Source organism: Streptomyces sp. NBC_00726, from assembly GCF_045161735.1.
Lineage (GTDB): Bacteria > Actinomycetota > Actinomycetes > Streptomycetales > Streptomycetaceae > Streptomyces.
The window spans coordinates 2897330-2919508 of the sequence record NZ_CP108983.1 but is presented as its reverse complement, the minus strand read 5'-3'; the positions used below and the strand labels follow the sequence as shown (position 1 = coordinate 2919508).

Annotated in this window: 24 protein-coding genes; 12 read left to right on the top strand and 12 right to left on the bottom strand. The window is 72.2% G+C overall.

Going from position 1 to position 22179, the window contains the following annotated elements:
• Positions 1 to 19 precede the first annotated feature (19 nt).
• The 4 genes from OG338_RS12955 to OG338_RS12940 form a co-directional block, all read right to left on the bottom strand.
• Positions 20 to 1162, bottom strand: a complete 1143-nt coding sequence (locus tag OG338_RS12955; RefSeq protein ID WP_405937486.1) for a TRM11 family SAM-dependent methyltransferase — start codon at positions 1160 to 1162, stop codon at positions 20 to 22.
• Positions 1163 to 1257: 95 nt separating this feature from the next.
• Positions 1258 to 2766, bottom strand: a complete 1509-nt coding sequence (locus OG338_RS12950; RefSeq protein WP_405937485.1) for a glycoside hydrolase family 43 protein — start codon at positions 2764 to 2766, stop codon at positions 1258 to 1260.
• Positions 2767 to 2905: 139 nt separating this feature from the next.
• The gene (locus OG338_RS12945; RefSeq protein ID WP_405937484.1) at positions 2906 to 3688 is read right to left on the bottom strand and encodes an SDR family oxidoreductase; all 783 of its coding nucleotides are present in this window, start codon (positions 3686 to 3688) and stop codon (positions 2906 to 2908) included.
• Between the two features lie 129 nt (positions 3689 to 3817).
• Positions 3818 to 4072 carry a hypothetical protein gene (locus OG338_RS12940; protein ID WP_405937483.1) on the bottom strand — a complete coding sequence of 85 codons (255 nt, stop codon included), beginning with the start codon at positions 4070 to 4072 and terminating at the stop codon, positions 3818 to 3820.
• Between the two features lie 151 nt (positions 4073 to 4223).
• Here OG338_RS12940 and OG338_RS12935 point away from each other — a divergent pair, with 151 nt between their 5' ends.
• On the top strand, positions 4224 to 4811 hold the full coding sequence (locus tag OG338_RS12935) for a TetR family transcriptional regulator (protein WP_405937482.1): 588 nt from the start codon (positions 4224 to 4226) through the stop codon (positions 4809 to 4811).
• 41 nt (positions 4812 to 4852) lie between these two features.
• On the opposite strand, the gene OG338_RS12930 is transcribed toward OG338_RS12935, so the two are convergent.
• The 3 genes from OG338_RS12930 to OG338_RS12920 are packed head-to-tail and all read right to left on the bottom strand — an operon-like array spanning position 4853 to position 6125.
• Entirely contained in the window at positions 4853 to 5056 is a 204-nt protein-coding gene (locus OG338_RS12930; protein ID WP_405937481.1) for a DUF397 domain-containing protein, read from the bottom strand.
• A gap of 33 nt (positions 5057 to 5089) precedes the next feature.
• Positions 5090 to 5302, bottom strand: coding sequence for a DUF397 domain-containing protein (locus tag OG338_RS12925; protein ID WP_405937480.1), 213 nt, complete (start codon positions 5300 to 5302; stop codon positions 5090 to 5092).
• Complete coding sequence (locus OG338_RS12920) at positions 5277 to 6125, bottom strand: helix-turn-helix domain-containing protein (RefSeq protein WP_405937479.1); 849 nt, start codon at positions 6123 to 6125, stop codon at positions 5277 to 5279. The genes OG338_RS12925 and OG338_RS12920 overlap by 26 nt, the downstream gene beginning before the upstream one ends.
• Before the next feature lie 153 nt (positions 6126 to 6278).
• Between OG338_RS12920 and OG338_RS12915 the strand changes: the two genes are divergently transcribed.
• Genes OG338_RS12915 through OG338_RS12905 form a run of 3 tightly spaced genes read left to right on the top strand, consistent with a single transcriptional unit; the run spans position 6279 to position 7122 of the window.
• Entirely contained in the window at positions 6279 to 6506 is a 228-nt protein-coding gene (locus OG338_RS12915) for a hypothetical protein (protein WP_405937478.1), read from the top strand.
• Entirely contained in the window at positions 6503 to 6766 is a 264-nt protein-coding gene (locus tag OG338_RS12910) for a hypothetical protein (protein WP_405937477.1), read from the top strand. Before OG338_RS12915 ends, OG338_RS12910 begins: the two co-directional genes overlap by 4 nt.
• Positions 6766 to 7122 carry a hypothetical protein gene (locus OG338_RS12905; protein WP_405937476.1) on the top strand — a complete coding sequence of 119 codons (357 nt, stop codon included), beginning with the start codon at positions 6766 to 6768 and terminating at the stop codon, positions 7120 to 7122. Before OG338_RS12910 ends, OG338_RS12905 begins: the two co-directional genes overlap by 1 nt.
• 24 nt (positions 7123 to 7146) lie before the next feature.
• Here OG338_RS12905 and OG338_RS12900 read toward each other — a convergent pair whose 3' ends face one another.
• Positions 7147 to 7830 carry a phosphotransferase gene (locus OG338_RS12900; protein ID WP_405937475.1) on the bottom strand — a complete coding sequence of 228 codons (684 nt, stop codon included), beginning with the start codon at positions 7828 to 7830 and terminating at the stop codon, positions 7147 to 7149.
• 191 nt (positions 7831 to 8021) lie between these two features.
• On the opposite strand from OG338_RS12900, the gene OG338_RS12895 reads away from it, so the two are divergent.
• Together OG338_RS12895 and OG338_RS12890 are read left to right on the top strand one after the other, a co-directional pair.
• Positions 8022 to 9380, top strand: coding sequence for an alpha-lytic protease prodomain-containing protein (locus tag OG338_RS12895; RefSeq protein ID WP_405940408.1), 1359 nt, complete (start codon positions 8022 to 8024; stop codon positions 9378 to 9380).
• A 134-nt stretch (positions 9381 to 9514) separates the two neighbouring features.
• Positions 9515 to 10381: a carbohydrate-binding protein gene (locus tag OG338_RS12890; protein ID WP_405937474.1), complete on the top strand. Its 867-nt coding sequence runs from the start codon at positions 9515 to 9517 to the stop codon at positions 10379 to 10381.
• A gap of 117 nt (positions 10382 to 10498) precedes the next feature.
• Here OG338_RS12890 and OG338_RS12885 read toward each other — a convergent pair whose 3' ends face one another.
• On the bottom strand, positions 10499 to 12184 hold the full coding sequence (locus tag OG338_RS12885; protein ID WP_405937473.1) for a bifunctional 3'-5' exonuclease/DNA polymerase: 1686 nt from the start codon (positions 12182 to 12184) through the stop codon (positions 10499 to 10501).
• 117 nt (positions 12185 to 12301) lie between these two features.
• Here OG338_RS12885 and OG338_RS12880 point away from each other — a divergent pair, with 117 nt between their 5' ends.
• Together OG338_RS12880 and OG338_RS12875 are read left to right on the top strand one after the other, a co-directional pair.
• Positions 12302 to 13501 (top strand): DUF2786 domain-containing protein, encoded by a 1200-nt coding sequence (locus tag OG338_RS12880; protein WP_405937472.1) that lies wholly within the window; start codon positions 12302 to 12304, stop codon positions 13499 to 13501.
• A gap of 63 nt (positions 13502 to 13564) precedes the next feature.
• Entirely contained in the window at positions 13565 to 15703 is a 2139-nt protein-coding gene (locus tag OG338_RS12875) for an FUSC family protein (protein ID WP_405937471.1), read from the top strand.
• Positions 15704 to 15737: 34 nt separating this feature from the next.
• Here the strand turns inward: OG338_RS12875 and OG338_RS12870 are convergent, their stop codons facing one another.
• Positions 15738 to 16262, bottom strand: a complete 525-nt coding sequence (locus tag OG338_RS12870) for a hypothetical protein (protein WP_405937470.1) — start codon at positions 16260 to 16262, stop codon at positions 15738 to 15740.
• A 249-nt stretch (positions 16263 to 16511) separates the two neighbouring features.
• Between OG338_RS12870 and OG338_RS12865 the strand changes: the two genes are divergently transcribed.
• On the top strand, positions 16512 to 16748 hold the full coding sequence (locus OG338_RS12865; RefSeq protein ID WP_018102227.1) for a DUF397 domain-containing protein: 237 nt from the start codon (positions 16512 to 16514) through the stop codon (positions 16746 to 16748).
• Between the two features lie 103 nt (positions 16749 to 16851).
• On the opposite strand, the gene OG338_RS12860 is transcribed toward OG338_RS12865, so the two are convergent.
• A complete protein-coding gene (locus OG338_RS12860; protein WP_405937469.1) occupies positions 16852 to 17352 on the bottom strand; it encodes an ATP-binding protein in 501 nt (166 codons plus the stop codon).
• A 328-nt stretch (positions 17353 to 17680) separates the two neighbouring features.
• Here OG338_RS12860 and OG338_RS12855 point away from each other — a divergent pair, with 328 nt between their 5' ends.
• Genes OG338_RS12855 through OG338_RS12845 form a run of 3 tightly spaced genes read left to right on the top strand, consistent with a single transcriptional unit; the run spans position 17681 to position 20748 of the window.
• Positions 17681 to 18562 carry a helix-turn-helix domain-containing protein gene (locus tag OG338_RS12855; protein ID WP_405937468.1) on the top strand — a complete coding sequence of 294 codons (882 nt, stop codon included), beginning with the start codon at positions 17681 to 17683 and terminating at the stop codon, positions 18560 to 18562.
• A gap of 54 nt (positions 18563 to 18616) precedes the next feature.
• Positions 18617 to 20074 carry an aldehyde dehydrogenase family protein gene (locus OG338_RS12850; protein WP_405937467.1) on the top strand — a complete coding sequence of 486 codons (1458 nt, stop codon included), beginning with the start codon at positions 18617 to 18619 and terminating at the stop codon, positions 20072 to 20074.
• Positions 20075 to 20130: 56 nt separating this feature from the next.
• Positions 20131 to 20748: a PadR family transcriptional regulator gene (locus OG338_RS12845; RefSeq protein WP_405940407.1), complete on the top strand. Its 618-nt coding sequence runs from the start codon at positions 20131 to 20133 to the stop codon at positions 20746 to 20748.
• Position 20749: 1 nt separating this feature from the next.
• Here OG338_RS12845 and OG338_RS12840 read toward each other — a convergent pair whose 3' ends face one another.
• Positions 20750 to 22174: a glutamate decarboxylase gene (locus tag OG338_RS12840; protein WP_405937466.1), complete on the bottom strand. Its 1425-nt coding sequence runs from the start codon at positions 22172 to 22174 to the stop codon at positions 20750 to 20752.
• Positions 22175 to 22179: the final 5 nt, after the last annotated feature.

The following is a 22179-nucleotide window of genomic DNA, read 5'->3' as shown; positions in this document are numbered from 1 at the left end:
GGTCCGGGCCCGGGAGTCGTCAGCGCGAGAAGCGGTTCAGTGAGCGGCGGTAGGTGCCCATTCCGATGAGCAGGGGCTTGGCGGGCTGCCCGGTCTCGCGCGGCGGCTCGGTCGCGCGGGACCGTTCGGCTGTCTGTGACGGCTCGCCCCCGTCGCGACGGGCGCCGACGAACACCGTCGCCGGGTGGCCGTTGACCAGGATTTCGTGCGTCGCGTGGACCTGGAATCCGGCGGCGCCGAAGGCGTGGTCGAAGACGGGCGCGCCGCGGCGGTTGCAGAGCAGGACGAAGCGGCCGTGGTCGGGGTGCAGCACCCGGGCGAAGGAGTCGCAGGTGCTCGCCGCGAACTCCTCGTAGGGGACAGGTAGTTCCTCGTGCTCGCCCCACGGCGGGTCGGTCACGATGACGTCGACCGAGCCGTCCGGGAGGGATGGGAGGCTCATGGCGTCCTCCGCGAGCAGCCGGACCCGGTGGTCGCGCAGCGCCTCGCCCGGCAGTTGGTCGCGGTGCTCGGCCAGGTCCGGGTCGGAGTAGATGACCTCCTCGGCCGGCAGGGCGAGCCGGGCGGCCACGAAGGAGCCGCTGCCGGCGAACGGGTCGAGGAAGGTGTCGTCGGGGCGCGGCTCGGACGCCAGGACGAGCATGGACGACAGCTCGTGGGAGAGGGCGCCGCGGGCCTTCTTGGGTCGGGCGGGCTTGGGCAGCCGGGCGCAGAACATGAGGTCCCGCATGTCCAGGCGGCCGATGACCCAGAACTCCTGGCCGCGGCCGCTCGGTTCGAGCCGCAGGCCCGTGCAGGCGGAGACCGTGCGCTCGATCTCCCGCTTCGGGGCGCCCGCGACCGACGCCAGTTCGCCGTCGATGTGGACCATCACCCGGAATCCCCGGGCGCGCGGTCCGGGGAGGGCCGGGAATTGCGATTTCTTCAGCGAACCCGCCAGCCGCGCCACGTTCGCATTGATGTCGCCGCGCCGGATTTCGGTGATCACCGCAAAGGCGTTCTTCGCGAAGGGAATGTCCGCGACGCGTTCCATCGGCGAACTGGAGGTGAAGATCATGGCGCTGTCGTCCTGGTACTCCGCGCGGAAGTCGTCCACGAAGTGCGACATGGCATCCGCGACGAGTTCGCTGGTCCCGGCGGGGTACTGGATGAAATAGCGCATCCGGGAAGCGTACTGGAACCGGGGTGGCGCTTTCCCGGCCTCGATGATGAGCCGTGCACCCGAACCGGTGTCCCGCCGCCCGCCGCCCCCGCCGCCTAGAGACCTTCGTACGTGAACCAGTCGAAGCACACCGTCCCGCTCGCCGCGTACAGCCCGATCACCCGGCCCGTGAAGCCGCCGGTCACCTCCGTGGAGAGGTAGCGCCCGTCCAGGGAGCCGAGCGGGGTGAACGTGCCGTCCGGCTCCTCGATGCCGAGGGTCACCGTGTCCGGGCCGGTGCACGGGTCGAGCGGGGCGCGGTTGGGCGTGATGTCGATGCCGAGCACCACCGGTCCGGTGGGGGCGGGGCGGGTCGCGAGGACCGTGCGGAGCGGGCCGATGCGGGCGATGAGGCGGATCTCGCCGCCGCCCGTCTCGACCGCGTAGTGATGCGCCTCGTCGAGCCGGACCGCGAGGCCGCCGTGCCCGTCCGAAGCGTCGGTCAACGCACGGGCCCGGCACGCCAGATGCTGCTGGCGGCGCCCGGTGAACACCGCGTCCGGGTCGTCCAGCGTGCCGCCCCGCCCGTGCAGGGTCAGCCGGCCGGGGCGCTCCGTCGTCCCGCCCCGCCCGGCGGTCGAGTGGCGGGGCGAGATCCAGTACGGGGGTGGCTCGGCCGCATCGAAGTCGTCCCGGACCGGGGCCAGGGCATCGGGCGCGGGCGTCAGCGGCCAATCAGGGGCAGGGAGTTCGGTGGACACCGGACCCACGACGGGCCACCCGTCCACCCACGTCACCGGCGCCAGGAAGGTCTCCCGGCCGAGGACGTGCCAGCCGGGCGTGCCGCCGCCCGGCCGTACGCCGAGGAGCACCAGCCACCAGGAGCCGTCCGGCCCCTGGACCAGGTCGCCGTGGCCGGTGTTCTGGACGGGGTGCTCGCGGCCCCGGTGGGTGAGCACGGGGTTGTCCGGGCAGGGCTCGAACGGCCCGGCCGGCGAGGGGCCGCGCGCGACGGAGACGGCGTGCCCGCGCTCGGTGCCGCCCTCCGCGATGACGAGGTACCAGTGGTCACCGATCCGGTAGAGGTGCGGGGCCTCCGGCGCCTTCGCCCCGGGCGCCCCGGACCAGATGCGGCGCAGTTCGCCGAAGGTCTCGCCGGTGTGCGGGTCGATGCGGACCTGGGAGACCCCGGCCACGGTGCACCAGCAGTCGCCGTCCTCGTCCCAGGCGAGGTCCGGGTCGATGCCGGGGACTCCGGGCAGCGGGACCGGGTCGGACCAGGGGCCGGCCGGGTCGGTGGTGGTGAACAGCAGGTTGCCCACCTCGACGTTGGTGACGACGAGCCAGAACCGGCCGTCGTGGTGCCGGAGCGTCGGCGCGTAGATGCCGCCGGAGGCCCGGGTCTCCGGGGTCAGGTGCAGCTGTCCGGGGCGGTCGAGGACGTTGCCGATCTGCGTCCAGTGGACCAGGTCGCGGCTGTGGAAGAGCGGGATGCCCGGGAAATACTCGAAGCTGGAGCACGCCAGGTAGTAGTCGTCCCCCACGCGGCAGACGCTGGGGTCGGGGTGGAATCCGGGGATCACCGGATTGCTGACGGTGGTCCCCGTCTGGGCTCGGACTGGCATGGCATCCGTTCCTGTACGTCGCGCGAGTCCCGCCGCGGCGGTGGCGGGGCGCCCGTGTCGAAGCGCTTCGATAACGGGCCGATCCTCGCCACCACCGGGGCGCGCGTCAAGAGGCCGGCCCGGTCCGGTGGATCACGCCCTACGCGGCTCCGCCGTTGCTCTTGAGGAGCTGGCCGTTGACCCACTGGCCCTGCGGGGAGCAGAGGAAGTCGACCAGGTGGGCGGTGTCCTGCGGGGTGCCGAGGCGGCGCAGCGGGGTGCCCAGGCGCAGCTCCTCCGCCAGCTCCTCGGTCATCCAGCCGGTGTCGATCGGGCCGGGGTTGATGACGTTGGCGGTGACCCCTAGGTGCGCCAGTTCGCGCGCGGCGGCCAGGGTGATGCGGTCCAGGGCGCCCTTACTGGCCCCGTAGGGCACGTTGCCGACGGTGTGGTCGCTGGTGAGGGCGACGATCCGGCCGGTTCCGGCCGGGGCCCGGAAGCGGAGCGCGTACTCCCGGATGAGCAGCCAGGTGGCGCGCGTGTTCACCGCGAAGTGGCGGTCGAAACTCGCGAGGGTGGTGTCGAGGAGCCCGGAGTCCACGGATTCGGCGTGGCTCAGGACGAGCGCGGTGACGGGCCCGATCCGGCTCTCCGCCTCGTCGAAGATCCGGGTGGCGGCGTCCGGGTCGCTCAGGTCGGCCTCGATCGCGGCGGTGCGGGCGCCGTGCGCGGCGAGCGAGGCTTCGATGGCGGCGGTCGCCCCGCGCTCCTCGCCCCAGTCCATGCGCCGGTCGTAGGGCGTCCAGTAGGTGAAGGCGATGTCCCACCCGGAGGCGGCGAGTTGACGTGCGATCCCGGCTCCGATGCCGACCGTGCGGCCGACGCCGGTGATCAGCGCGAGGGGGCGGGTCGGGGCGGCGGGCGGTGTTTCGTTGGCGGTCACGGGGTCCGATCATGGTCGACAACCCCGGCCCGGGCAACGGGATTCGAGGACGTAAGCCTTCTCCGTGAGCCCTCTCCGTATGCCCCCTCCGTACGCCTTCCTCGTAAGCCCTCCCCGTACGGGTATGCCCTAAGCCGACGCGCGGCGGCGCAGTACGGCGGTCCGGACTTTCAGCAGGTTCGGCACCAGCGTGTAGACGACGGCCGGCACGACGAGCCCGGTGATGACCAGGGTGCGCAGCAGCATCGGGAAGCCCTTGACGTACGGGCCGACGAGCAGCTGCACCACGGTCAGGGCGGCGAACACCGCGATCCAGGTCAGCAGGGCGCGCATGTGGACGGAGGGCAGCGCGGAAGCGGTGGCGGGGCGGGTGGCGGTGGTCATGAGGAATCCCCTACGGGTAGGTGTACGAGGCGTGCGGAGGGCGTTGTGGCGGTGCCGCCCCCGGTGACGGTCTCCACTCTGCCAACCGATTGGTTGGGCGTCAACCATCCAGTTGGTTGGCAATGATGGGAAGCCGTTCTACGCTGGTGGCATGACCTCGGACACGACCTCCACCAAGGAACGGCTCCTCGCTGCGGCGAGGGAGGAATTCGCAGCTCACGGCATTGCCGGAGCCCGCGTCGACCGCATCGCGGAGCTGGCCGGTGTGAACAAGGAACGGATCTACGGCTACTTCGGCAACAAGCAGAAGCTGTTCGACGCCGTCGTCGTGCGCGCGCTGGACGAGCTGGCCGCGGCCGTCCCGCTGAAGGGCGGCGACGACCCCGCCGAATACGTGGGCCGGGTGTACGACTTCCACCGCGACAATCCGGTCCTCGTCCGGCTCTTCTTCTGGGAGGGCCTGCACTACCGCGACGGCGTCCTGCCCAACGAGGAGGGCCGTCGCGGTCATTACGAGGAGAAGATCGCCGCCCTCGCGGAGAGCTTCGGGACCGAGGCGTCGCCGAGGGTCGCGGCCTGTCTGCTGAGCCTGATCGGCCTCGCCGCCTGGCCGAACGCGGTGCCGCAGCTGGCCCGCCTGATCATCGGCCCCGAAGCGGAGGAGGCCGGCGGCCTCGATCTGCGCGCCCATGTGGTGGCCTTCGCCCGCCAGGCGCTCGCCGGTGTCCCGGCACGATGACGGCCCCCGCCGTGGGGCGGGGGCCGTCAGCGGAAAGTGGGTTACGCGCAGCTCTTGGCGAACTCCACGAGACCGGTGAACCCGTTGGAGGAAAGGGTCAGGTGGGGGCCGTGCGGGTTCTTGCTGTCCCGCACCAGGAACTCACCTGTGGCGAGGGCGTGTTCGGGCGCCCACTGGACGCACTGGCCACCCTGACCGTCGCTGTACGTGCTGCTGACCCAACGCAGGGCCGGTGTGCTGCTCATTCGCGTTCCTCCAGGTCGAGTTGGGGGAGTGGGTTACGCGTGGTTCTTGGCGAGCTCCACGAGGCCGGCGAAGCCGGTGGAGGACAGAGCCAGGTGCGGGCCGCTCGGGTTCTTGCTGTCGCGAACCAGGAACTCACCCGTGGCGAGGGCGTGCTCGGGCGCCCACTGGACGCACTGGCCACCCTGGGCGTCGCTGTAGGTGCTGCTGACCCAACGCACGTCACGCGGGTCCAGGGTGTTGCTCATTCGCGTGGTCCTCCATGATCGAGTGGATAAGGTGCCGTGACCGGGCCTCCGACTCGGCCGAAGCACGCAGCTGCTCGTACGTGGCCGCCCACTCCTGCACGGCCGTCGTGGAGTCGCTCACGCGCCCCTGCCCCGTCGTCTCCGAGTACAGGACTGTTGCCCCATCGGCTTGCGTAAGCATGGTAAACGAGACTCCCGACGCGGGGGCACCTGCTGCGAACGGCAGTACTTGCAGGGAGACATGGGGGTTCTCCGCCATCGCGAGCAGATGCTCAAGCTGGCCCACCATGACGGCGTGACTGCCGACGACCGTACGCAGGACAGACTCGTGCAGGATCACCCACAGAAGGGGCTGATTTTCGCGTTCCAGTATTTCCTGACGGCGCAGCCGAATTTCGACCCTCTGCTTGATCTGTGCGTCGGACTCGCGCGGATGCCCCGCCCGGTAGACGGCCTCGGCGTACTCCGGGGTCTGTAGCGCGCCCATCACGAAGGCGTTGGAATAGTCCTCGACCTTCGTCGCCGTGCGTTCCAGCTGGATGTACGGGATGAACCACTCAGGGTGACCCAGCTTGCTCACCTTGGCGCGCAGGCGGACGTACGTGCCCGGCGTGCCCGCCACGCGGTCCATCGCCTCGGCGAACGCTTCGGAGGCCAGTGCGGCTCCGTTCTCCACCTTGCTCACCTGGGCCTGCTGGTAGTGCAGCCGGCCCGCGAAGCCCGTCTGGGACAGGGCCATGGCCTCCCGTAACGCCTTGACCTCCGCGCCGAAGTAGGCCGCGGCGCTGGTGGGCTCCTGGTCCTGGTCCGCCTGCTCGTTCATCTGTTCAACTCCCCGCTATGACGCCCGGCGTTGGAATGCCTGAAGGTCTACCGAGCGTACGGCTTCGCGAGCCATGGTGTGAGTGATTGGTCACAGAGAGCACACGGCGCATTTGGGGCGCGGTGGGCGCACGAGGGCGTACGGAGAGACGACATGGCGACGAAAGACGGGAAGCGGACGGCGGAGGAGAAGGTCGCGGAGGCCGAGCGGGCGCGGGACGAGCTGCGGGAGGCGCTGGGCGCGGCAGGGGTGACCCTGCCGTCGCTGGGCGTCGACCCCGTCTCGTACGAGCTGGCGCTGATCGACCTCGGGCGGTGCAACGCGGTCACCGCCCGCGCGCTGGCCGTGGCGCTCCGCTCGGGCACGGGTGAACCCCGGTGACGCGGCGGGTGTTCCGCTACGTCCCGTTCACCATCGAGCAGGACGGGACGGCCGAACCGGAGTACGAGGCGCGATGCGTGTCCGGGGACGAGGCGGAGTGCGGGGCCCGGTCGGGCAACTGGACGGCGCCGGAACCGGTCGAGGAGTGGCAGCGCGTCCACACTCAGGACACCGGACACCGGCGCTACCGGCGGAACTTCGGCGACTACGCGGTGCTGCGCCCGGCCGAGCTCGCGGGCTCGAACGGCGGCACGGTGTGATGTTCACCCCCACCGTCGAGCGCCCGTGGCGCGACGCGTGGCCGCTGCCCGCGCAGTCCGGCGACGGCAACGCGTGGGTGACCGGGACCTGCTGGCTGTACTGCCGCCGCGAGGCCGTCGCGGTGCTCTGGCTCGGCGCCGTGGCCACCCCGGGCGCCACGGGCGACGTCTACGCCTGCGGCCCCTGCGTCACGGAACTGGCCCGCATGGTCCGCGTACAAGCCCACCTCCGCGACGGCATCACACCCCCGGCCACCACCCAGCGCCCCCGCCCCCGCGCCTGCGAGCACCGCCGGGTCGTCCTGCACGAGGGCAAGACCCACTGCGCCGAATGCAGCCGCCAGCTGTACCTGTGACCGGCCGCCGGGCCCGGCCCGCCGCTACCGCTCCGCCAGCGCCGCCACCAGCTCCGCCGCCTCCCCGATCACGGCCTTCTCGGCCGGGGTCATCGTCGGGTTGAGCGCGCGCCGGGCGGCCGCGTCGGCCAGGTGGGGGGCGGGGATGCCGTCGTCGGCGGCCAGGCGGGGGACCAGGGCGGCCACCAGCTCGCGGGCGCCGTCCGCCGCCGGGTGGGCGGGGTCCACCGCGACCTGGGCCAGCATCAGCGCCGACATGGCCCGGTCCAGGGCGGGCGGTCCCTCCTCGGTGTTGCTCCAGTCGATGACCACGGGGCCGTCCGGCGTCATGATCACGTTGTCCGGGTGCAGGTCCAGGTGGAGGACCCGGTCCTCGGGGTCGGGCGAGAGGCGGGCCGGGACGGTGTGCAGCTCGGCGAGGAGACCGGTCAGCAGGTCCGCGCCCTCCTCGGCGCCGAGCGCCCCGGACAGCAGGCACTCCAGCATCGTCGGGCCGTGCAGGCGCTGGAGGACCAGATCGCCGGGACCGGCCGACAGGGGCTGCGGGCCCAGCCGGGGCACCGGATAGCCGGAGGCCGACAGGTAGGACATGACGGGCAGTTCCCGGGAGGCGTCCAGCCCGTGGCGGTAGCGCCGCAGCACCCACGCCTCGTCCAGCTCGTACACATCCGCGTCGCGTCCACTGCCCAGCAGCCGGCCTATTCGCATGAGGGGAACCTACTTCGGACCCGTATACAAAGGGAGTTCGGGCCCGGATTCGGCGCCCCATAACGCGGCGCGATGGGGCGGACGGGATCTCCTAAAACTGACGTGTACGCGGCTAGCTTGGCGGCGAATTCCCCCGCACTGCTTCCCCCCGAAGCGTTCCCCAGAACAAGGAGAGTTCCGTGGAGAGATCCATGCTCCGCAGACGGGCCCTGGCCGCGTGTACCGCCACCGTGGCCGTCGGCGCGCTCGCACTCGCCGGTCTCACCGGCACCGCGTCCGCCGACCCCGCCCCCCACACCCCCGCCGTCACGACCGATGCCGCCCAGCTGTCGCCCGGGCTGCTGAAGGCCATGCAGCGGGACCTCGGGCTGACCGCGTCCGAGGCCCGCAGCCGCATAGCCAACGAGGCGCGGGCCACCGCCGTCACCGCCGGGCTTCGCCACTCGCTCGGCGCCGCCTACGCCGGTGCCCGGGTCTCCGGTGACGCGGGCAACCTGACGGTCTCCACCACCGACGCCGCGGACGCCGCCCGCATCGCGAAGGCCGGTGCCCGGGCCGAGGTCGTCGACCACAGCCTGGCCGAGCTGGACACCGCCAAGGCCGCGCTGGACCGGGTCGCGCTGCGCACCGCGCCGAAGGACGTCCCCGCCTGGTACGTGGACGTCAGCAGCAACCGCGTCGTCGTCCAGGCCGGAAAGGCGTCCGCCGCCGAGGCGTTCCTCGCGAAGGCCGGGGTCTCCCGCGACCTGGTGAAGGTCGCGCACGCCACCGAGCAGCCCCGCACCTTCACGGACCTGCGCGGCGGCGACGCGTACTACATGAACGGCTCCGGCCGCTGCTCCATCGGCTTCCCCGTCAAGCGCGGGACCCAGAGCGGCTTCGTCAGCGCCGGGCACTGCGGCACCCCGGGCGTCTCCACCAGCGGCTACAACCAGCAGGCCCAGGGCTCCTTCCAGGGCTCCACCTTCCCCGGCCGCGACTACTCCTGGGTCGCCACCAACACCAACTGGACCCCGCGCCCGCTGGTCAACGGCTACGGCAACGGCGATGTGACGGTCACCGGCTCCACCGAGGCGATCGAGGGCCAGTCCGTCTGCCGCTCCGGCTCCACCACCGGCTGGCACTGTGGCACCATCCAGCAGCGCAACAGCAGCGTCACCTACCAGGAGGGCACCGTCTCCGGGGTGACCCGGACCAACGTCTGCGCCGAACCCGGCGACTCCGGCGGCTCGTTCATCTCCGGCAGCCAGGCCCAGGGCGTCACCTCCGGCGGCACCGGCAACTGCTCGCAGGGCGGGGTGACCTACTTCCAGCCGCTGAACGCCGCGCTCCAGGCGTACGGGCTGACCCTGGTCACCAACGGCTCCACCACCCCGCCGGACCCGACCGACCCGCCGACCAACCCGGGCGGCACCTGGGCGGCCGGCACCACCTACGCGGCCGGTGACGTCGTGACGTACGGCTCCGCCAGCTACCGCTGCCTCCAGGGCCACCAGGCGCAGCCCGGCTGGACCCCGCCGAACGTCCCGGCCCTCTGGCAGGCCATGTAACAGCGAAAACCGTGTAACAGCGGAACACCCCGCCCCTCAGGCGATCGAGGAACGGGCCCGGGGCGACCGACACCGCCCCGGGCCCCGCACCGCGCACGTGCCCCTTCCCCACCATCCCGAGGAGTCCGTCAGCCATGCCCCCCGCATCCCCCGAGAGCAACGAGCCCGCCGCCCGAGCCGCAGGCGGTCCGGCGATCAGCCGTAAGTCCCTCCTCAAGGCGGCGCTCGTGGCCACCGCCGTACCGCTGTTCGCGGGCGGCGGGGTGGCGCTGGCGCGCGACGCCGGGAACACCGGCAGGCCGCTCGCCCCGACCCCGGACTGCGACGACGGCGACGAGCCGACGCACGACCAGATCGAGGGCCCGTACTTCAAGCCCAACTCCCCGCTCCGCACCAGCCTGGTGACCTCGTCCACGCCCGGCGTCCCGCTCACCGTCAGCGGCTACGTCTTCGGGCGCGAGTGCCGCCCCATCCCGGGCGTGCTGCTCGACTTCTGGCAGGCCGACACCAACGGCGAGTACGACATGAGCGGATTCAACTTCCGCGGCCACCAGTTCACCGACCAGAACGGCGCGTTCACGCTCACCACGATCGTGCCCGGCCTCTACCCCGGCCGCACCCGGCACATCCATGTGAAGGCCCAGGCCCCCGGCTCGGGCATCCTCACCACCCAGCTCTACTTCCCGGGCGAGCCGCGCAACAGCACCGACATGCTGTACGACGCGGCGCTCCTGATGAACGTCCGGACCGTCGGCTCCGGCAAGGAGGGCACCTTCGACTTCGTCCTCGATGTCGCCCAGGACCCCACGGACCCGACCGATCCGCCCACCGACCCGACCGACCCGCCGACCGAACCCGGTGGCACCTGGGCGGCCGGGACGGCCTACACCGCGGGAGACCGCGTCACATACGGCGGAGTCGCCTACCGCTGTCTACAGGCTCACACCGCCCTGACCGGCTGGGAGCCGCCGAATGTCCCCGCGTTGTGGGAACGCGGGTAGACGGTAGACCGGCGAAGCGGCTGTAACCGCCGAGCCCACGCGCCCCGGGCTCTCTCCCCGGGGCGCGTACGGGCGCACGGCCCGGGCCGGAGGGGGTTCGGCTCGGGCCGTTGCCGGTCATTTCGCGTCCGAATAGCGCTCCACCACCGCCGTGGTGAACGGGAAGCGCACCGGTGTCTCGCCGAAGGCCGTCCGGCCGGCCACCCCCGCGGCCTCCCGGAGCGCCGCCACGACCGCCTCCGTCTCCGCGAGCGGGCAGTGCACGATCACCTCGTCGTGCTGGAAGAAGACCAGCTCCGCCCGGAGCCCGGCGGCGGCGACCGCCCGGCGCAGCGCCGCCAGAAGCAGCAGCGCCCACTCCGCCGCACTGCCCTGGACCACGAAGTTCCGCGTGAACCGGCCGCGGGCCCGCGCGTCCGACGAGGCGTAACCGGGCGTGAAGTCCGAGCGCCCCTCGTCCTCCTCCTGCGGGATGCCCGCCTCCCCGTCCTCCCCGTGCCCGGCCGCCGGCGGACTGGTCCGGCCGAGCCAGGTGCGTACGAGACGGCCCTCCTCGCCCGCCTTCGCGGCGTCGTCCACATAGGCCACCGCGCGCGGGAACCTGCGGCGCAGGGCCGCCAGATTCTTCAGGCCGTCCCCGGAGGTCTGCCCGTAGACGGCACCGAGCAGCGCGATCTTCGCGTGGTCGCGGTCGCCGTGGAAGGCGCGGTCGGACAGCGCGGTGTAGAGGTCGCCCTCATGGCCCGCGACCTCCATCAGGCCCGGGTCGCGGGAGATCGCGGCCAGCACCCTGGGCTCCATCTGGGCGGCGTCCGCGACGACCAGGCGCCATCCCTCGTCCGCGACGACGGCCCGCCGGATCACCTTGGGGATCTGGAGCGCCCCGCCGCCGTTGGTCGTCCAGCGCCCGGAGACCGTGCCGCCCGGCTGGTACTCGGGGCGGAATCGGCCGTCGCGTACCCAGTCCTGGAGCCAGCTCCAGCCGTGCGCGGTCCAGATCCGGTACAGCTTCTTGTACTGGACGAGCGGCGCGACCGCCGGATGGTCCAGGGCCTCCAGCTCCCAGCGGCGCGTCGAGCGGACCTTGATCCCGGCCTGCGCGAACGCCTTCACCACATCGGCCGGCAGATCCGGGCGCACCCGGCGGCCGAAGGCGGCGGACACCTCGTCGGCCAGCTCGGCGAGCCGGCGCGGCTCGCCGCCGCCCGCATACCGCTCGCCGAGCAGTTCGCGCAGCACCTCGCGGTGCACGTCGGCCCGCCAGGGCAGGCCCGTCCGGTTCATCTCGGCGGCGACCAGCATCCCCGCCGACTCGGCGGCCGTCAGCAGCCGCATCCGGTCCGGCCGGTCCGTCGCCTCGTGACGCGCCAGCTGCGCCGCGTACACCTCGGTGAGCGCGTCGAACGGCAGCTCCGGGCCTGCGGGCGGCTCGAACAGCGACGACTGGGAGCCCGGCTCCGCGGACCGGGGCGGCGGATCGGGCGGCACCGGGCCGCCGCGCAGCCGGGCGAGCGCGGCGGCGGCCGACCGGGGCTCGCCGAGCCGTCCCTCGTGTCCGAGCAGCAGGGATTCGGCGGCCTCCACGTCATAGGCCCGCTCGACCCGCACCCCGGCGGCCAGCAGCCGGGGATAGACCTCGGCCGTCGAGCGCCACACCCAGCGGGTGACGTCCGGCCGGGAGCGGACCGCCGCCGCGAGATCCGGCTCGGTCAGCACCGGGCCCGCCGGCCGTCCGGCACGGTCCAGCGGGGCGAGGCGCGCGCCCCCGCCCTCCGTGACGGCCAGCGCCCAGCGTTCGGTCATACGGCCGAGTCTGGCACCCGGCACTGACAACGCCCCGGAGCCGGCGCTTCGTGCGCGCGTTCGATATCCACAGGCTGTGGACGACGGCTGTGGGTGGCGCCTGCTTACGCTGATCTCATGGAATCGGTGATCGACCAGGCGTTCGCGGCCGCCCTCTACTCGGAGGACGACGCCGGTCTCGACACCGGCGCCTCGCTGCTCGCCGCCGCCCCGCAGGCCGACGCGGAGCTGGCGCGCCGGGGCGAGGAGTTCGTCCGCCGGGCCTGGCGGCGCGGCTGGCTCCCCGCCGACGTCGTCCGCCTCGTCCGCCGCGAGCTGGACGAACACGCGGCGGGCCTGGCCGCCGGGCTCATCGCCGCCGAGCTCCGCCGCTACGACGAGCTGCCGCCGCGCTGGCGGACCCAGCTGGCCGGGCTGCCCGCCGCGCCGCCCCCGGGCCGGCCCGACCGCTTCTCGTACGCCTCCGCGCTCCTCGCCCTCCACCGGCTGCTGCTCGCCCTCCCGGCCATCGAGCCTGTCGGGCCTCCGCCGGGCGCGGCGCGCGAGGTCCTGACCCGGCCGCCCGCCGCCGGGGAGCCCCGCATGCTCACCCGCATCCGCGCCCTGCTCGCGAAGGCGGAGGCGACCGGCTATCCGGAGGAGGCGGAGGCGCTGACCACCAAGGCGCAGGAGCTGATGGCCCGGCACAGCATCGACGACGCCCTGCTCGCCGCCCGTACGCACGGCGACCGCACCCCCGGCGCCTGCCGGATCGGCGTGGACGCCCCCTACGAGACGGCCAAGGCGATCCTGCTGGACGCGGTGGCCTCGGCCAACCGCTGCCAGGCCGTCTGGAACAGCGACCTGGGCTTCGCCACGGTCATCGGCTTCGAGGCGGACCTGGAGGCCGTCGAACTGCTCCACACCTCGCTGCTCGTCCAGGGCACGGCCGCGATGACCCGCGCGGAGGCGGGCCAGCGGGCCGGCGGACGCAAGCGGACCAAGACGTTCCGGCAGTCCTTCCTGATGGCCTACGTCCAGCGCCTGGGCAGTCGCCTCGCGGACGGCACCGCCCGCGCCACGGCCGAGGCGGAGAACGACACGGAGAGCGGTACGGGCGGCGGTGCGCCGGGCGGCGCCGGGCTGCTCCCCGTCCTCGCCGCCCGCGATCTCGCGGTCACCGAGGCCGCCGAGCAGATGTTCCCCCGCACCACGACCACCCGGGTCCGGGGCGCGACGGACCTGGACGGCTGGACGCACGGCACGGCGGCGGCGGACCGGGCGCGGATGGGCGGGGAGACGCGGATGGGCGGCGAGGCGCGGGGCATCGGGCGCTGAGCGCCCCACGGCCGTAAGAATTCACAACTCGGGCAAAACGGCGATTCCGGTTAGGCTCGGCACATGAGCTGGCTCCGGGCGCTGAAGGAGACCGCCCGCACCGGCTTGAAGATCGAGCGGCGGCGCCTCGAACCCCTGGTCGCGGTGCGTGGCGCGGCCGGGCTCGCCCTGGTCATCGGGGTGAGCCTGGCGCTGTTCGGTCCGGTGGTCGCCGCCAGCTCCGCGTTCGGCGCGTTCCAGGCCGCCATCGCCACCTTCCAGCGCAGCTGGCGCCCCCGCCCCGTGCTCGCCCTGGTCTCCGGATTCAGCCTCGGCCTGTCCACCTTCGTGGGCTATGTGACCGGCACCCGTCTCCTGCTCTTCGTGGTCCTGCTGATCGTCTGGACCTTCCTCGCCGGGCTCGCCTGGGCGGCGGGCCCGACCGGCGGGATCATCGCCGCGTCCAACGTCGCGATCATGCTCGTCACCATCACCCTGCCGGCCTCCGTCGCCCAGGCGGCCCTGCACGGCGCGATGATCATGTTCGGCGGGGTGGTCCAGGCGGCGCTGATCGTGCTCTTCCCGATCCGCAGATGGGGCGCCCAGCGCGACGCGCTCGCCGACGCGCTGGCCGCCGAGGCCGACTACGCCCGCCGGCTGCGCCACGACCCGGTCGCCCACTTCGACCCGGAGCCCCTGATGCTCGCGCGCCGGGCCGCCGCCGTCACCGCCCGCGAGGCCCGCCGCCGCCCCGCCGAACTGCACGGCTCACGCGGGGTCGCCGAACGCATCAGGCCGGTCCTGGCCTCGCTCGCCGACCCGGCCATGGGCGTGCCCGCCGAGGGCCCCGAGCGCGACCGGGTCCGCGAGCTGCTGGCCGCCGCCGGATCGCTGCTCGACGCGGCCGCCCGGGCGATCCGCCACGGCGACCCGGTCAAGCTGCCCGCCCCGGCCGTCGCCGTGCTGAAGACCCCCGACACCGGGGCCCTGCTCACCGGCCCGCCGCTGCGCGCCGCCGACCGGCTCGCCGCCCTGCTCTCCGACGTCATCGAGGCCGCCGAGGGCGACGGCACCAAGGAGGAGCGGGCCGGCGCCGAGGAGGCCGCCGACGCCATCAAGAAGAGCCGGCTGCCCGTCGAGCACCACCGGCGCCCCGGACTGCTGAAGCTCGCCCCGGTCGTCGCCGGGGCGATGCGCCGCGAAGCCCACCACGGCTCCCCGATCCTGCGGCACGCGGTCCGGCTCGCCGCCGTCGCCGCGGTCGGCTATCTCCTGGGCCGCCTGCTGCCGCTCGGCCACGGCTACTGGGCGCCGCTGGCGGCGGTGATGGTGATGCGGCCGGAGTTCTCGCAGACCTACTCCCGCGCGGTCGCCCGGTTCGGCGGCACCCTCGTCGGCGTCTTCCTCGCCTCCACGATCGTGGAGGCCGGGCACCCGGGCACCGGACCGCTCGCCGTCCTCGCCGTGGTCTGCGCCCTGCTGATGTATCTGCTGATGCGGACCGGCTACGCGGTCGCCCAGGCGTGCGTCGGCGCGTATGTCGTCTTCCTGCTCGGCATGGCCGGCGACGACCTGGGCCAGACCGTGTTCGAGCGGGTGCTGCTCACCCTGGCCGGCGGGCTCCTGGCGATGATCTCGTACGCCGTCTACCCGGCCTGGGAGACCCCGCGCCTGCGGACCCGGCTCGGCGACTGGCTGAAGGCGGACGGCCGGTACGCGGCGGCGGTCGTGGACCAGTACGCGGACCCGGCCGACCGGGCCCGGGGCGATGTGCGGCAAGCCCTGCTCGCCACCCGCGAGGCCCGGGTCGACTGGCAGGAGGCGGTGGCGACGGCCCGGCACGAACCGGTGCGCCACCGGGGCCTGTCGCACGCCGCGGCCGACGCCACCCAGCACTCGCTGGCCCAGTTCGGCCGGGTCGCGATGCTCCTGGAGGCCCACATCCCGCGCCGCGGGGCCGAGCCCGTGCCGGGGGCCGCCGCGCTGGCCGACGCGCTGCGCCGGGCCACGGACCGGGGCGCCAAGGCGGTGCGGGAGCGGCGGGTGCCGGACTGGACGCCGGTGCGGGAGGCGCTGGAGCGCTGGGACGCGGAGTGCCGGGTGCGCGAGGAGGAGGCGGCGGAGGGCGGTGCGCCGCCCTCCGCCGGGGCCGGACTCGTACGCGACAACGTGGCCCTGCTCCTCGACGCGCTGGAGGACTTCTCCCGGGGCCTGACCTCGTAGCGCCGGGACCTCACGGCGTCACCGCGTCACGACCTCACGGCGTCGGCAGGTCCGACATGCCGGGGAGATCGGGGATGTCGGGGATGCCCTCCAGCGCGTCCGATTCGGTCTTCTCCAGCGTGTCCTTGGTCCCGCTGCCCCACACGATCACCACGGTCTTGCCGTCGTTGGACTCGACCTCCCCGGTGATCCGGGTGGTGTCCCCGTCGGCGCACTTCAGCTCCAGGGCCGGCTTGCCCTCGCCCGAGACGGTGCCCGAGCAGACATGGGACTCGGCGACCACGGCGGCCACCCCGGCGGCCACGGACAGCACCACCGGCTTGCCGTCGGTCTGGCCCGACCAGGCGCCCTCCAGCGCCTTCGCGTCACCGGCCGAGCCGCCGCCGGTGCCGCCGTCCGTGCCGGACGGCGCGTCGCTGCTTCCGCCCGTCGGGCTCGCGCTGGCCCCGGAGTCCTTGCCCGAGTCGTCCTTGCCGCCGTCGCTTCCGCAACCGGTGAGGGCGAGCGCGGTCAGCAGACCGGTCGCGAGGACTGCGCCGGTACGTGCGATTTTGTGCATGTGGAATTCCCCCTGGAAGACGAATGGCCGTCCAAGCTACCAGTGGGTCGCAAGGGGCGCCGAGAAGTCAACTCCCTGAATCGGGAGCCGGAGAGGCCGTTCATACGTCTCTATAGGCGGAAGCTGTAATCACGGCGCCACCCCGCGTGCACGTGCATCCGCTCGTGCATCCGCTCATGCACCAGGAATTGAACACAGCTATGATCCGGGACAGTTGACACTTGCACCTTGCAACTCGGGGAGCGTCCTGTGCACCACGTGTACAACGGCATGGCGGCCACAGAGCTTCGCGGAGTCGTCTGGCAGAAGAGCAGACACAGCAACTCCCAGGGGTCCTGCGTGGAGTTCGCGAAACTGCCCGACGGAGATGTGGCGATGCGCAATTCGCGCCACCCGGACGGGCCGGCGCTGGTCTACACACCGGCCGAGATAGAGGCGCTGCTCCTCGGCGTCAAGGACGGCGAGTTCGACCACCTGGTGGGCTGAGGTCCCCGTACACCACAAAGGGCTGAACACTGCTGGAAACCAGCGGTGTTCAGCCCTCGTGCGGTGTGCTGTGCGGTGCGCCGGCCGGTCGCACCGCCCCCCGTCACACCGGGTCGGTCAGTCTGAACAGAGCCCAGACGACCTTGCCTCGGGAAGCCGCCGCGCCCGGCGCGCTCTCGGCGGCCAGCATGGGGGAGGGGTGCCAGCCCCAGCAGTCGCTGAAGGACTCCACCAGGAACAGCCCCCGCCCCGACTCGGCGGAGTCCGCCGCCTCGGAGGCGACCGGGCTCGCCTGGCTCGGATCGCGCACCGCGCACACCAGCCGCGAGGTCCAGCGCATCAGGTGCAGCCGTACGGGCGGCTCCTGGCACTCGCGCGGGGCGTCGGCCGGCAGGGCGTGCCGCAGGGCGTTGGTGACCAGCTCGGAGACGACGAGCGCGACATCGTCGAAGCGCTCGCTCAGCCCCCACCCCCCCAGCGTCGACCGGGTGAACCGCCGCGCGCCGCCGACCGCCTCGTAATGCGGTGGCAGGGTGCAGGTGGCCGACCCGGAGACGGCCGAGGGATCGATGGGGGGAAGCCCCTGCCGTAACGGCTCGAGCATCGTCGATCCATTCGTCCTCATGCGAGGCACTCCCGGGAATCGCGGCTGGACCGGTACTGCGTACCGGCGACAGCGGTACAACACGAACGAGAACGCAGGTGCGCGGGCTCCATGGTTCCGAATGCGCACAGCAGATGCAAGGGCAGATGCACGTGCACGCGCCTGACCTGTCCGGCCCCGTCCGGTTCTTGGTCATTTCTTCCCGGCCCCGGTTTCGGCCTCTTCCCAAGCTCTTCCCATTTCCGTAATCGAATGAGTACGGGGCGAAGCGTTTTGATGGCAGAATCCGGCTCTTGGGGTTCAGGGGGAGCCCCGATGCCAGGAAGCGATGGGGAGGGTTGGACCAGTGGCGGCAGGCGAGTCGAGTGGGTCCGTGGTGCGGCGCATCCTGCTGGGCTCTCAGCTCAGGAGACTGCGTGACTCGCGAGGCATCACCCGCGAGGCGGCCGGCTACTCGATCCGGGCCTCCGAATCGAAGATCAGCCGCATGGAGTTGGGACGGGTGAGCTTCAAGGCCAGGGACGTCGAGGATCTGCTCACGCTCTACGGCGTCACGGACGAGGCGGAGCGCGACTCCCTGCTCGCCCTGGCCCGTGAGGCCAATGTGGCGGGCTGGTGGCACAGTTACGGGGATGTGCTGCCCGGCTGGTTCCAGACGTACGTCGGTCTGGAGGGAGCGGCCTCGCTCATCAGGATCTACGAGGTCCAGTTCGTGCACGGACTGCTCCAGACCGAGGACTACGCGCACGCGGTCGTCTCCCGGGGCATGCGCGGCGCGCCGCCCGCCGAGATCGAGCGCCGCGTCGCCCTGCGCCTCGAACGGCAGAAGGTCCTGGTCTCCGAACGGGCGCCCCGCTTCCACGCCGTCCTGGACGAGGCGGCGCTGCGCCGCCCGTACGGCGGACGCGAAGTGATGCGGGCGCAATTGCGGCATCTGATCGATATGTCGGAACAGCCGAACATCACGCTTCAGGTGATGCCGTTCAGCTTCGGCGGGCACTCCGGCGAGAGCGGATCGTTCACCATGCTGCGATTCCCGGAATCCGATCTGTCGGACATCGTGTATTTGGAGCAGCTGACAAGCGCGCTCTATCTGGACAAGGACGAGGAAGTCGCCCAGTACGAAAAGGCGATGACGCGGCTCCACGAGGAGTGCCCGGACCCGGAGGAGAGTCGTGACCTGCTCCGAGGACTTCTCCAACCCTCCTGAATTTTCAGTACGATGACACTCCTACAGGAGTCTGCACCTGAGTTAAGGGATCGCATGTCCTTCTTCCAAGAGCTGGCCGGCCAGTACATCGACGGTGAATGGCGTACGGGCACCGGCTCCTGGGACATCATCGATTTCAATCCCTACAACGGCGAGAAGCTGGCCGCGATCACCATCGCCACCGCCGCCGAGGTGGACAGCGCCTACCGCGCCGCCGAGCGCGCACAGGGCGAGTGGGCGGCCGCGAGCCCGTACCGCCGCCGGGACGTCCTGGAGCGTGCGCTCCGGGTCACCGAGGAGCTGGCCGGCGAGATCACCGACGCGATCATCGACGAGCTGGGCAGCATCCGTTCCAAGGCCGAGCACGAGCTGGGCCTCGTCCAGGAGTTCCTGCGCGAGGCCGCCCGCCAGACGCTCGCCCCGGAGGGGCGCATCATGCCGTCCACCACCGACGGCAAGGAGAACCTTCTCTACCGGCTGCCCGTCGGGGTCATCGGCGTCGTCGGCCCGTTCAACTTCCCCCTGCTGGTGACGATGAAGTCGGTCGCACCGGCCCTCGCCCTCGGCAACGCGGTCGTCGTCAAGGCCAACCAGAACTCGCCCGTGGTCGGTGGCGGGCTGATCGCCAGGATCTTCGAGGAAGCCGGGCTGCCGGCCGGACTGCTCAACGTGGTCGTCACCGACATAGCCGAGATCGGCGACGCGTTCATCGAGCACCCCGTGCCCCAGGTGATCTCCTTCGTCGGCTCCGACCGGGTCGGCCGCCATGTCGCCGCCACCGCGGGCGCCCTCTTCAAGCGGACCATCCTCGAACTCAGCGGCAACAGCGCCCTGGTGGTGCTGGACGACGCCGACATCGACTACGCGGTCGACGCCGCCGTCTTCAGCCGTTTCCTCTACTCCGGCCAGGTCTGCATGGCCGCCAACCGCATCCTGGTGGACCGCGCGGTGGCCGCCGAGTTCACGGAGAAGTTCTGCGCCCGGGTCGCCGCCCTGAAGACCGGCGACCCGCGCGAGCCGGACACCGGCATCGGCCCGGTCATCAACACCTTCCACGCCGACTCGCTGGCCGCCCTGGTCGACCAGGCGATCGCCGAGGGCGCCGAGGCCCCGGTGCGCGGCCGGGTGCGCGGCAATCTGGTCGAACCGACCGTGCTCACCGGACTGCCCGAGGACTCCCCGCTGCTGCACCAGGAGATCTTCGGCCCGGTCGCGCTGCTGGTGGCCTTCGACGGCGAGGACGAGGCCGTGCGGATCGTCAACGACAGCCCGTACGGCCTCAGCGGCGCCGTGCACACCGCGCGCACCGGCCGGGGCATCCGCTTCGCCCAGCGCATCCGCAGCGGCATGTTCCACGTCAACGACTCCACCGTGCACGACGACCCGGGCATCGCGTTCGGCGGCGAGAAGGACTCCGGTCTGGGCCGGATGAACGGGGACGCGGCGGTGGACGCGTTCACCACGCAGAAGTGGATCTCCGTTCAGCACGGCCGCAGCGTCTTCCCCTTCTGACCTCGCCGGACACGCGTTTCGCTACGCTGGTCGTGTTGACCAGAGAGGTGGAGGGCATGTCCGCGATCCGGCTGCTGGTCCTCGGCGCCGTACGCCAGCACGGCCGGGCCCACGGCTACCAGGTCCGCAACGACCTGGAGTACTGGGGCGCCCACGAGTGGTCCAACGCCAAGCCCGGCTCCGTCTACCACGCGCTGAAACAGCTCGCGAAACAGGACATGCTCCTCGCCCACGAGGTGGCCCCGAGCACCGCGGGCGGCCCGCCGCGCATCGAGTACGAGATCACGGGGCGCGGCACCGAGGAGTATTTCGCCCTGCTGCGTGCCTCGCTCACCTCGTACGACCAGAAGATGGACGTCCTCTCGGCGGGCATCGGCTTCATCGTCGACCTGGAACGCGCCGAGGCGGTCGCCCTGCTCCGGGAGCGCCTGAAGAACCTCGCGTCCTGGCGCTCCGCTGTCACCGGGCACTACCTCCCCGAGGGCGGCCCGGAGCAGCTGGGCCACATCGGCGAGGTCATGAACTTCTGGGTCCACTCGGCGGACGCGGGCGCCGCGTGGACGCGCGGCCTGATCGCCCGGATCGAGGCCGGCGCCTACGTCTTCGCGGGCGAGGGCGACGCCTTCGTCGGCGTACTCGCGGAGGGCGAGGAGAACCCGTACGCGACGGGGTAGCTCAGTGGTGGAAGGACGTGGCCGAGTTCTGGTCCCGAGTCAGCGGGTGCGGCTGGGCGCGGAGTTCGGGCATCAGGAGGCGCAGGTCCTCCAGGAGCAGCTCCGCCAGGTCCGAGGAGAAGCCGTTGCGGCACACGATCCGGAGCACGGAGAGGTCTTCCCGGTTCGCGGGGAAGGTGTACGCGGGCACCAGCCAGCCGCGTTCGCGCAGCCGCCGTGACACGTCGAAGACGTCGTACGCCGTCACCTCCGGCTTGGTGGTGAGCGCGAACACGGGCAGCTGGTCGCCCCGGGTGAGCAGCCGGAAGTCGCCCAGCTCCTCGATTTTTGCGGCCAGCCCGGTTGCCACGTCCCGGGCCGCCTGCTGCACGGCCCGGTAGCCGTCCCGGCCCAGCCGCAGGAAGGTGTAGTACTGCGCGACGACCTGGGCGCCGGGCCGGGAGAAGTTCAGCGCGAAGGTGGGCATGTCGCCGCCCAGGTAGTTCACCCGGAAGACCAGCTCCTCGGGCAGCTCGGCGGACGAGCGCCACAGCGCCCAGCCGACGCCCGGATAGACCAGGCCGTATTTGTGGCCGGAGGTGTTGATCGAGGAGACCCGGGGAAGCCGGAAGTCCCACACCAGGTCCGGGTCGAGGAACGGCGCGACCATGCCGCCGGAGGCCCCGTCGACATGGACCGGGATGTCGAGACCGGTGCGCTCCTGGAGATCGTCCAGGGCCGCGCACAGCTCCGCGACCGGTTCGTAGCTGCCGTCGAAGGTGGAGCCGAGGATGCCGACGACACCGATGGTGTTCTCGTCGCACAGCTCCACGGCCGCCCGCGGGTCGAGGTGGAAGCGGTCGCCCTCCATGGGGACGAGGCGCGGCTCGACCTCCCAGAACGTGCAGAACTTCTCCCAGCACACCTGCACGTTCACCCCCATCACGAGATTGGGCTTGGCGCTCGCCGGGTAGCGGTCGGCGTTCTTGGCCATCCAGCGGCGTTTGAGCGCCATCGCGGAGAGCATGCACGCCTCGCTCGACCCGGTCGTGGAACAGCCGACGGCCGCCGAGGGGTCGGGCGCGTGCCAGAGGTCGGCGAGCATCGACACACAGCGCCGCTCCAGCTCGGCGGTGCGCGGGTACTCGTCCTTGTCGATCATGTTCTTGTCACGGCACTCGCCCATCAGCACCCCGGCCTGGGGCTCCATCCAGGTGGTGACGAAGGTGGCGAGATTGAGCCGCGAATTGCCGTCCAGCATCAGCTCGTCGTGGACGAGCCCGTACGCGGTGTGGGGCGGCAGCGGTCCGTCCGGCATCCGGTGCCGGGGCGGGGCCGCCTCCATCCCGGCGACCGGGTCGGCGACCGCGTAGAACGGATTGAGCGCCAGTTTGCGCTGCTTGGCCGACGGTTCGCCGTCGTGCGCGGAGCCCCGGTGGAGCGGCATCACGG

Coding starts and splice junctions, on each gene's coding strand:
- OG338_RS12900 (WP_405937475.1), bottom strand. CDS start 7,830: ATGCGAATAGGCCGGCTGCTGGGCAGTGGACGCGACGCGGATGTGTAC.
- OG338_RS12840 (WP_405937466.1), bottom strand. CDS start 22,174: ATGCCGCTCCACCGGGGCTCCGCGCACGACGGCGAACCGTCGGCCAAG.
- OG338_RS12920 (WP_405937479.1), bottom strand. CDS start 6,125: ATGAACGAGCAGGCGGACCAGGACCAGGAGCCCACCAGCGCCGCGGCC.
- OG338_RS12940 (WP_405937483.1), bottom strand. CDS start 4,072: ATGACCACCGCCACCCGCCCCGCCACCGCTTCCGCGCTGCCCTCCGTC.
- OG338_RS12950 (WP_405937485.1), bottom strand. CDS start 2,766: ATGCCAGTCCGAGCCCAGACGGGGACCACCGTCAGCAATCCGGTGATC.
- OG338_RS12885 (WP_405937473.1), bottom strand. CDS start 12,184: ATGACCGAACGCTGGGCGCTGGCCGTCACGGAGGGCGGGGGCGCGCGC.
- OG338_RS12845 (WP_405940407.1), top strand. CDS start 20,131: ATGTCCGCGATCCGGCTGCTGGTCCTCGGCGCCGTACGCCAGCACGGC.
- OG338_RS12860 (WP_405937469.1), bottom strand. CDS start 17,352: ATGCTCGAGCCGTTACGGCAGGGGCTTCCCCCCATCGATCCCTCGGCC.
- OG338_RS12915 (WP_405937478.1), top strand. CDS start 6,279: ATGGCGACGAAAGACGGGAAGCGGACGGCGGAGGAGAAGGTCGCGGAG.
- OG338_RS12930 (WP_405937481.1), bottom strand. CDS start 5,056: ATGAGCAGCACACCGGCCCTGCGTTGGGTCAGCAGCACGTACAGCGAC.
- OG338_RS12905 (WP_405937476.1), top strand. CDS start 6,766: ATGTTCACCCCCACCGTCGAGCGCCCGTGGCGCGACGCGTGGCCGCTG.
- OG338_RS12875 (WP_405937471.1), top strand. CDS start 13,565: ATGAGCTGGCTCCGGGCGCTGAAGGAGACCGCCCGCACCGGCTTGAAG.
- OG338_RS12895 (WP_405940408.1), top strand. CDS start 8,022: ATGCTCCGCAGACGGGCCCTGGCCGCGTGTACCGCCACCGTGGCCGTC.
- OG338_RS12880 (WP_405937472.1), top strand. CDS start 12,302: ATGGAATCGGTGATCGACCAGGCGTTCGCGGCCGCCCTCTACTCGGAG.
- OG338_RS12935 (WP_405937482.1), top strand. CDS start 4,224: ATGACCTCGGACACGACCTCCACCAAGGAACGGCTCCTCGCTGCGGCG.
- OG338_RS12850 (WP_405937467.1), top strand. CDS start 18,617: ATGTCCTTCTTCCAAGAGCTGGCCGGCCAGTACATCGACGGTGAATGG.
- OG338_RS12855 (WP_405937468.1), top strand. CDS start 17,681: ATGGGGAGGGTTGGACCAGTGGCGGCAGGCGAGTCGAGTGGGTCCGTG.
- OG338_RS12870 (WP_405937470.1), bottom strand. CDS start 16,262: ATGCACAAAATCGCACGTACCGGCGCAGTCCTCGCGACCGGTCTGCTG.
- OG338_RS12955 (WP_405937486.1), bottom strand. CDS start 1,162: ATGCGCTATTTCATCCAGTACCCCGCCGGGACCAGCGAACTCGTCGCG.
- OG338_RS12890 (WP_405937474.1), top strand. CDS start 9,515: ATGCCCCCCGCATCCCCCGAGAGCAACGAGCCCGCCGCCCGAGCCGCA.
- OG338_RS12925 (WP_405937480.1), bottom strand. CDS start 5,302: ATGAGCAACACCCTGGACCCGCGTGACGTGCGTTGGGTCAGCAGCACC.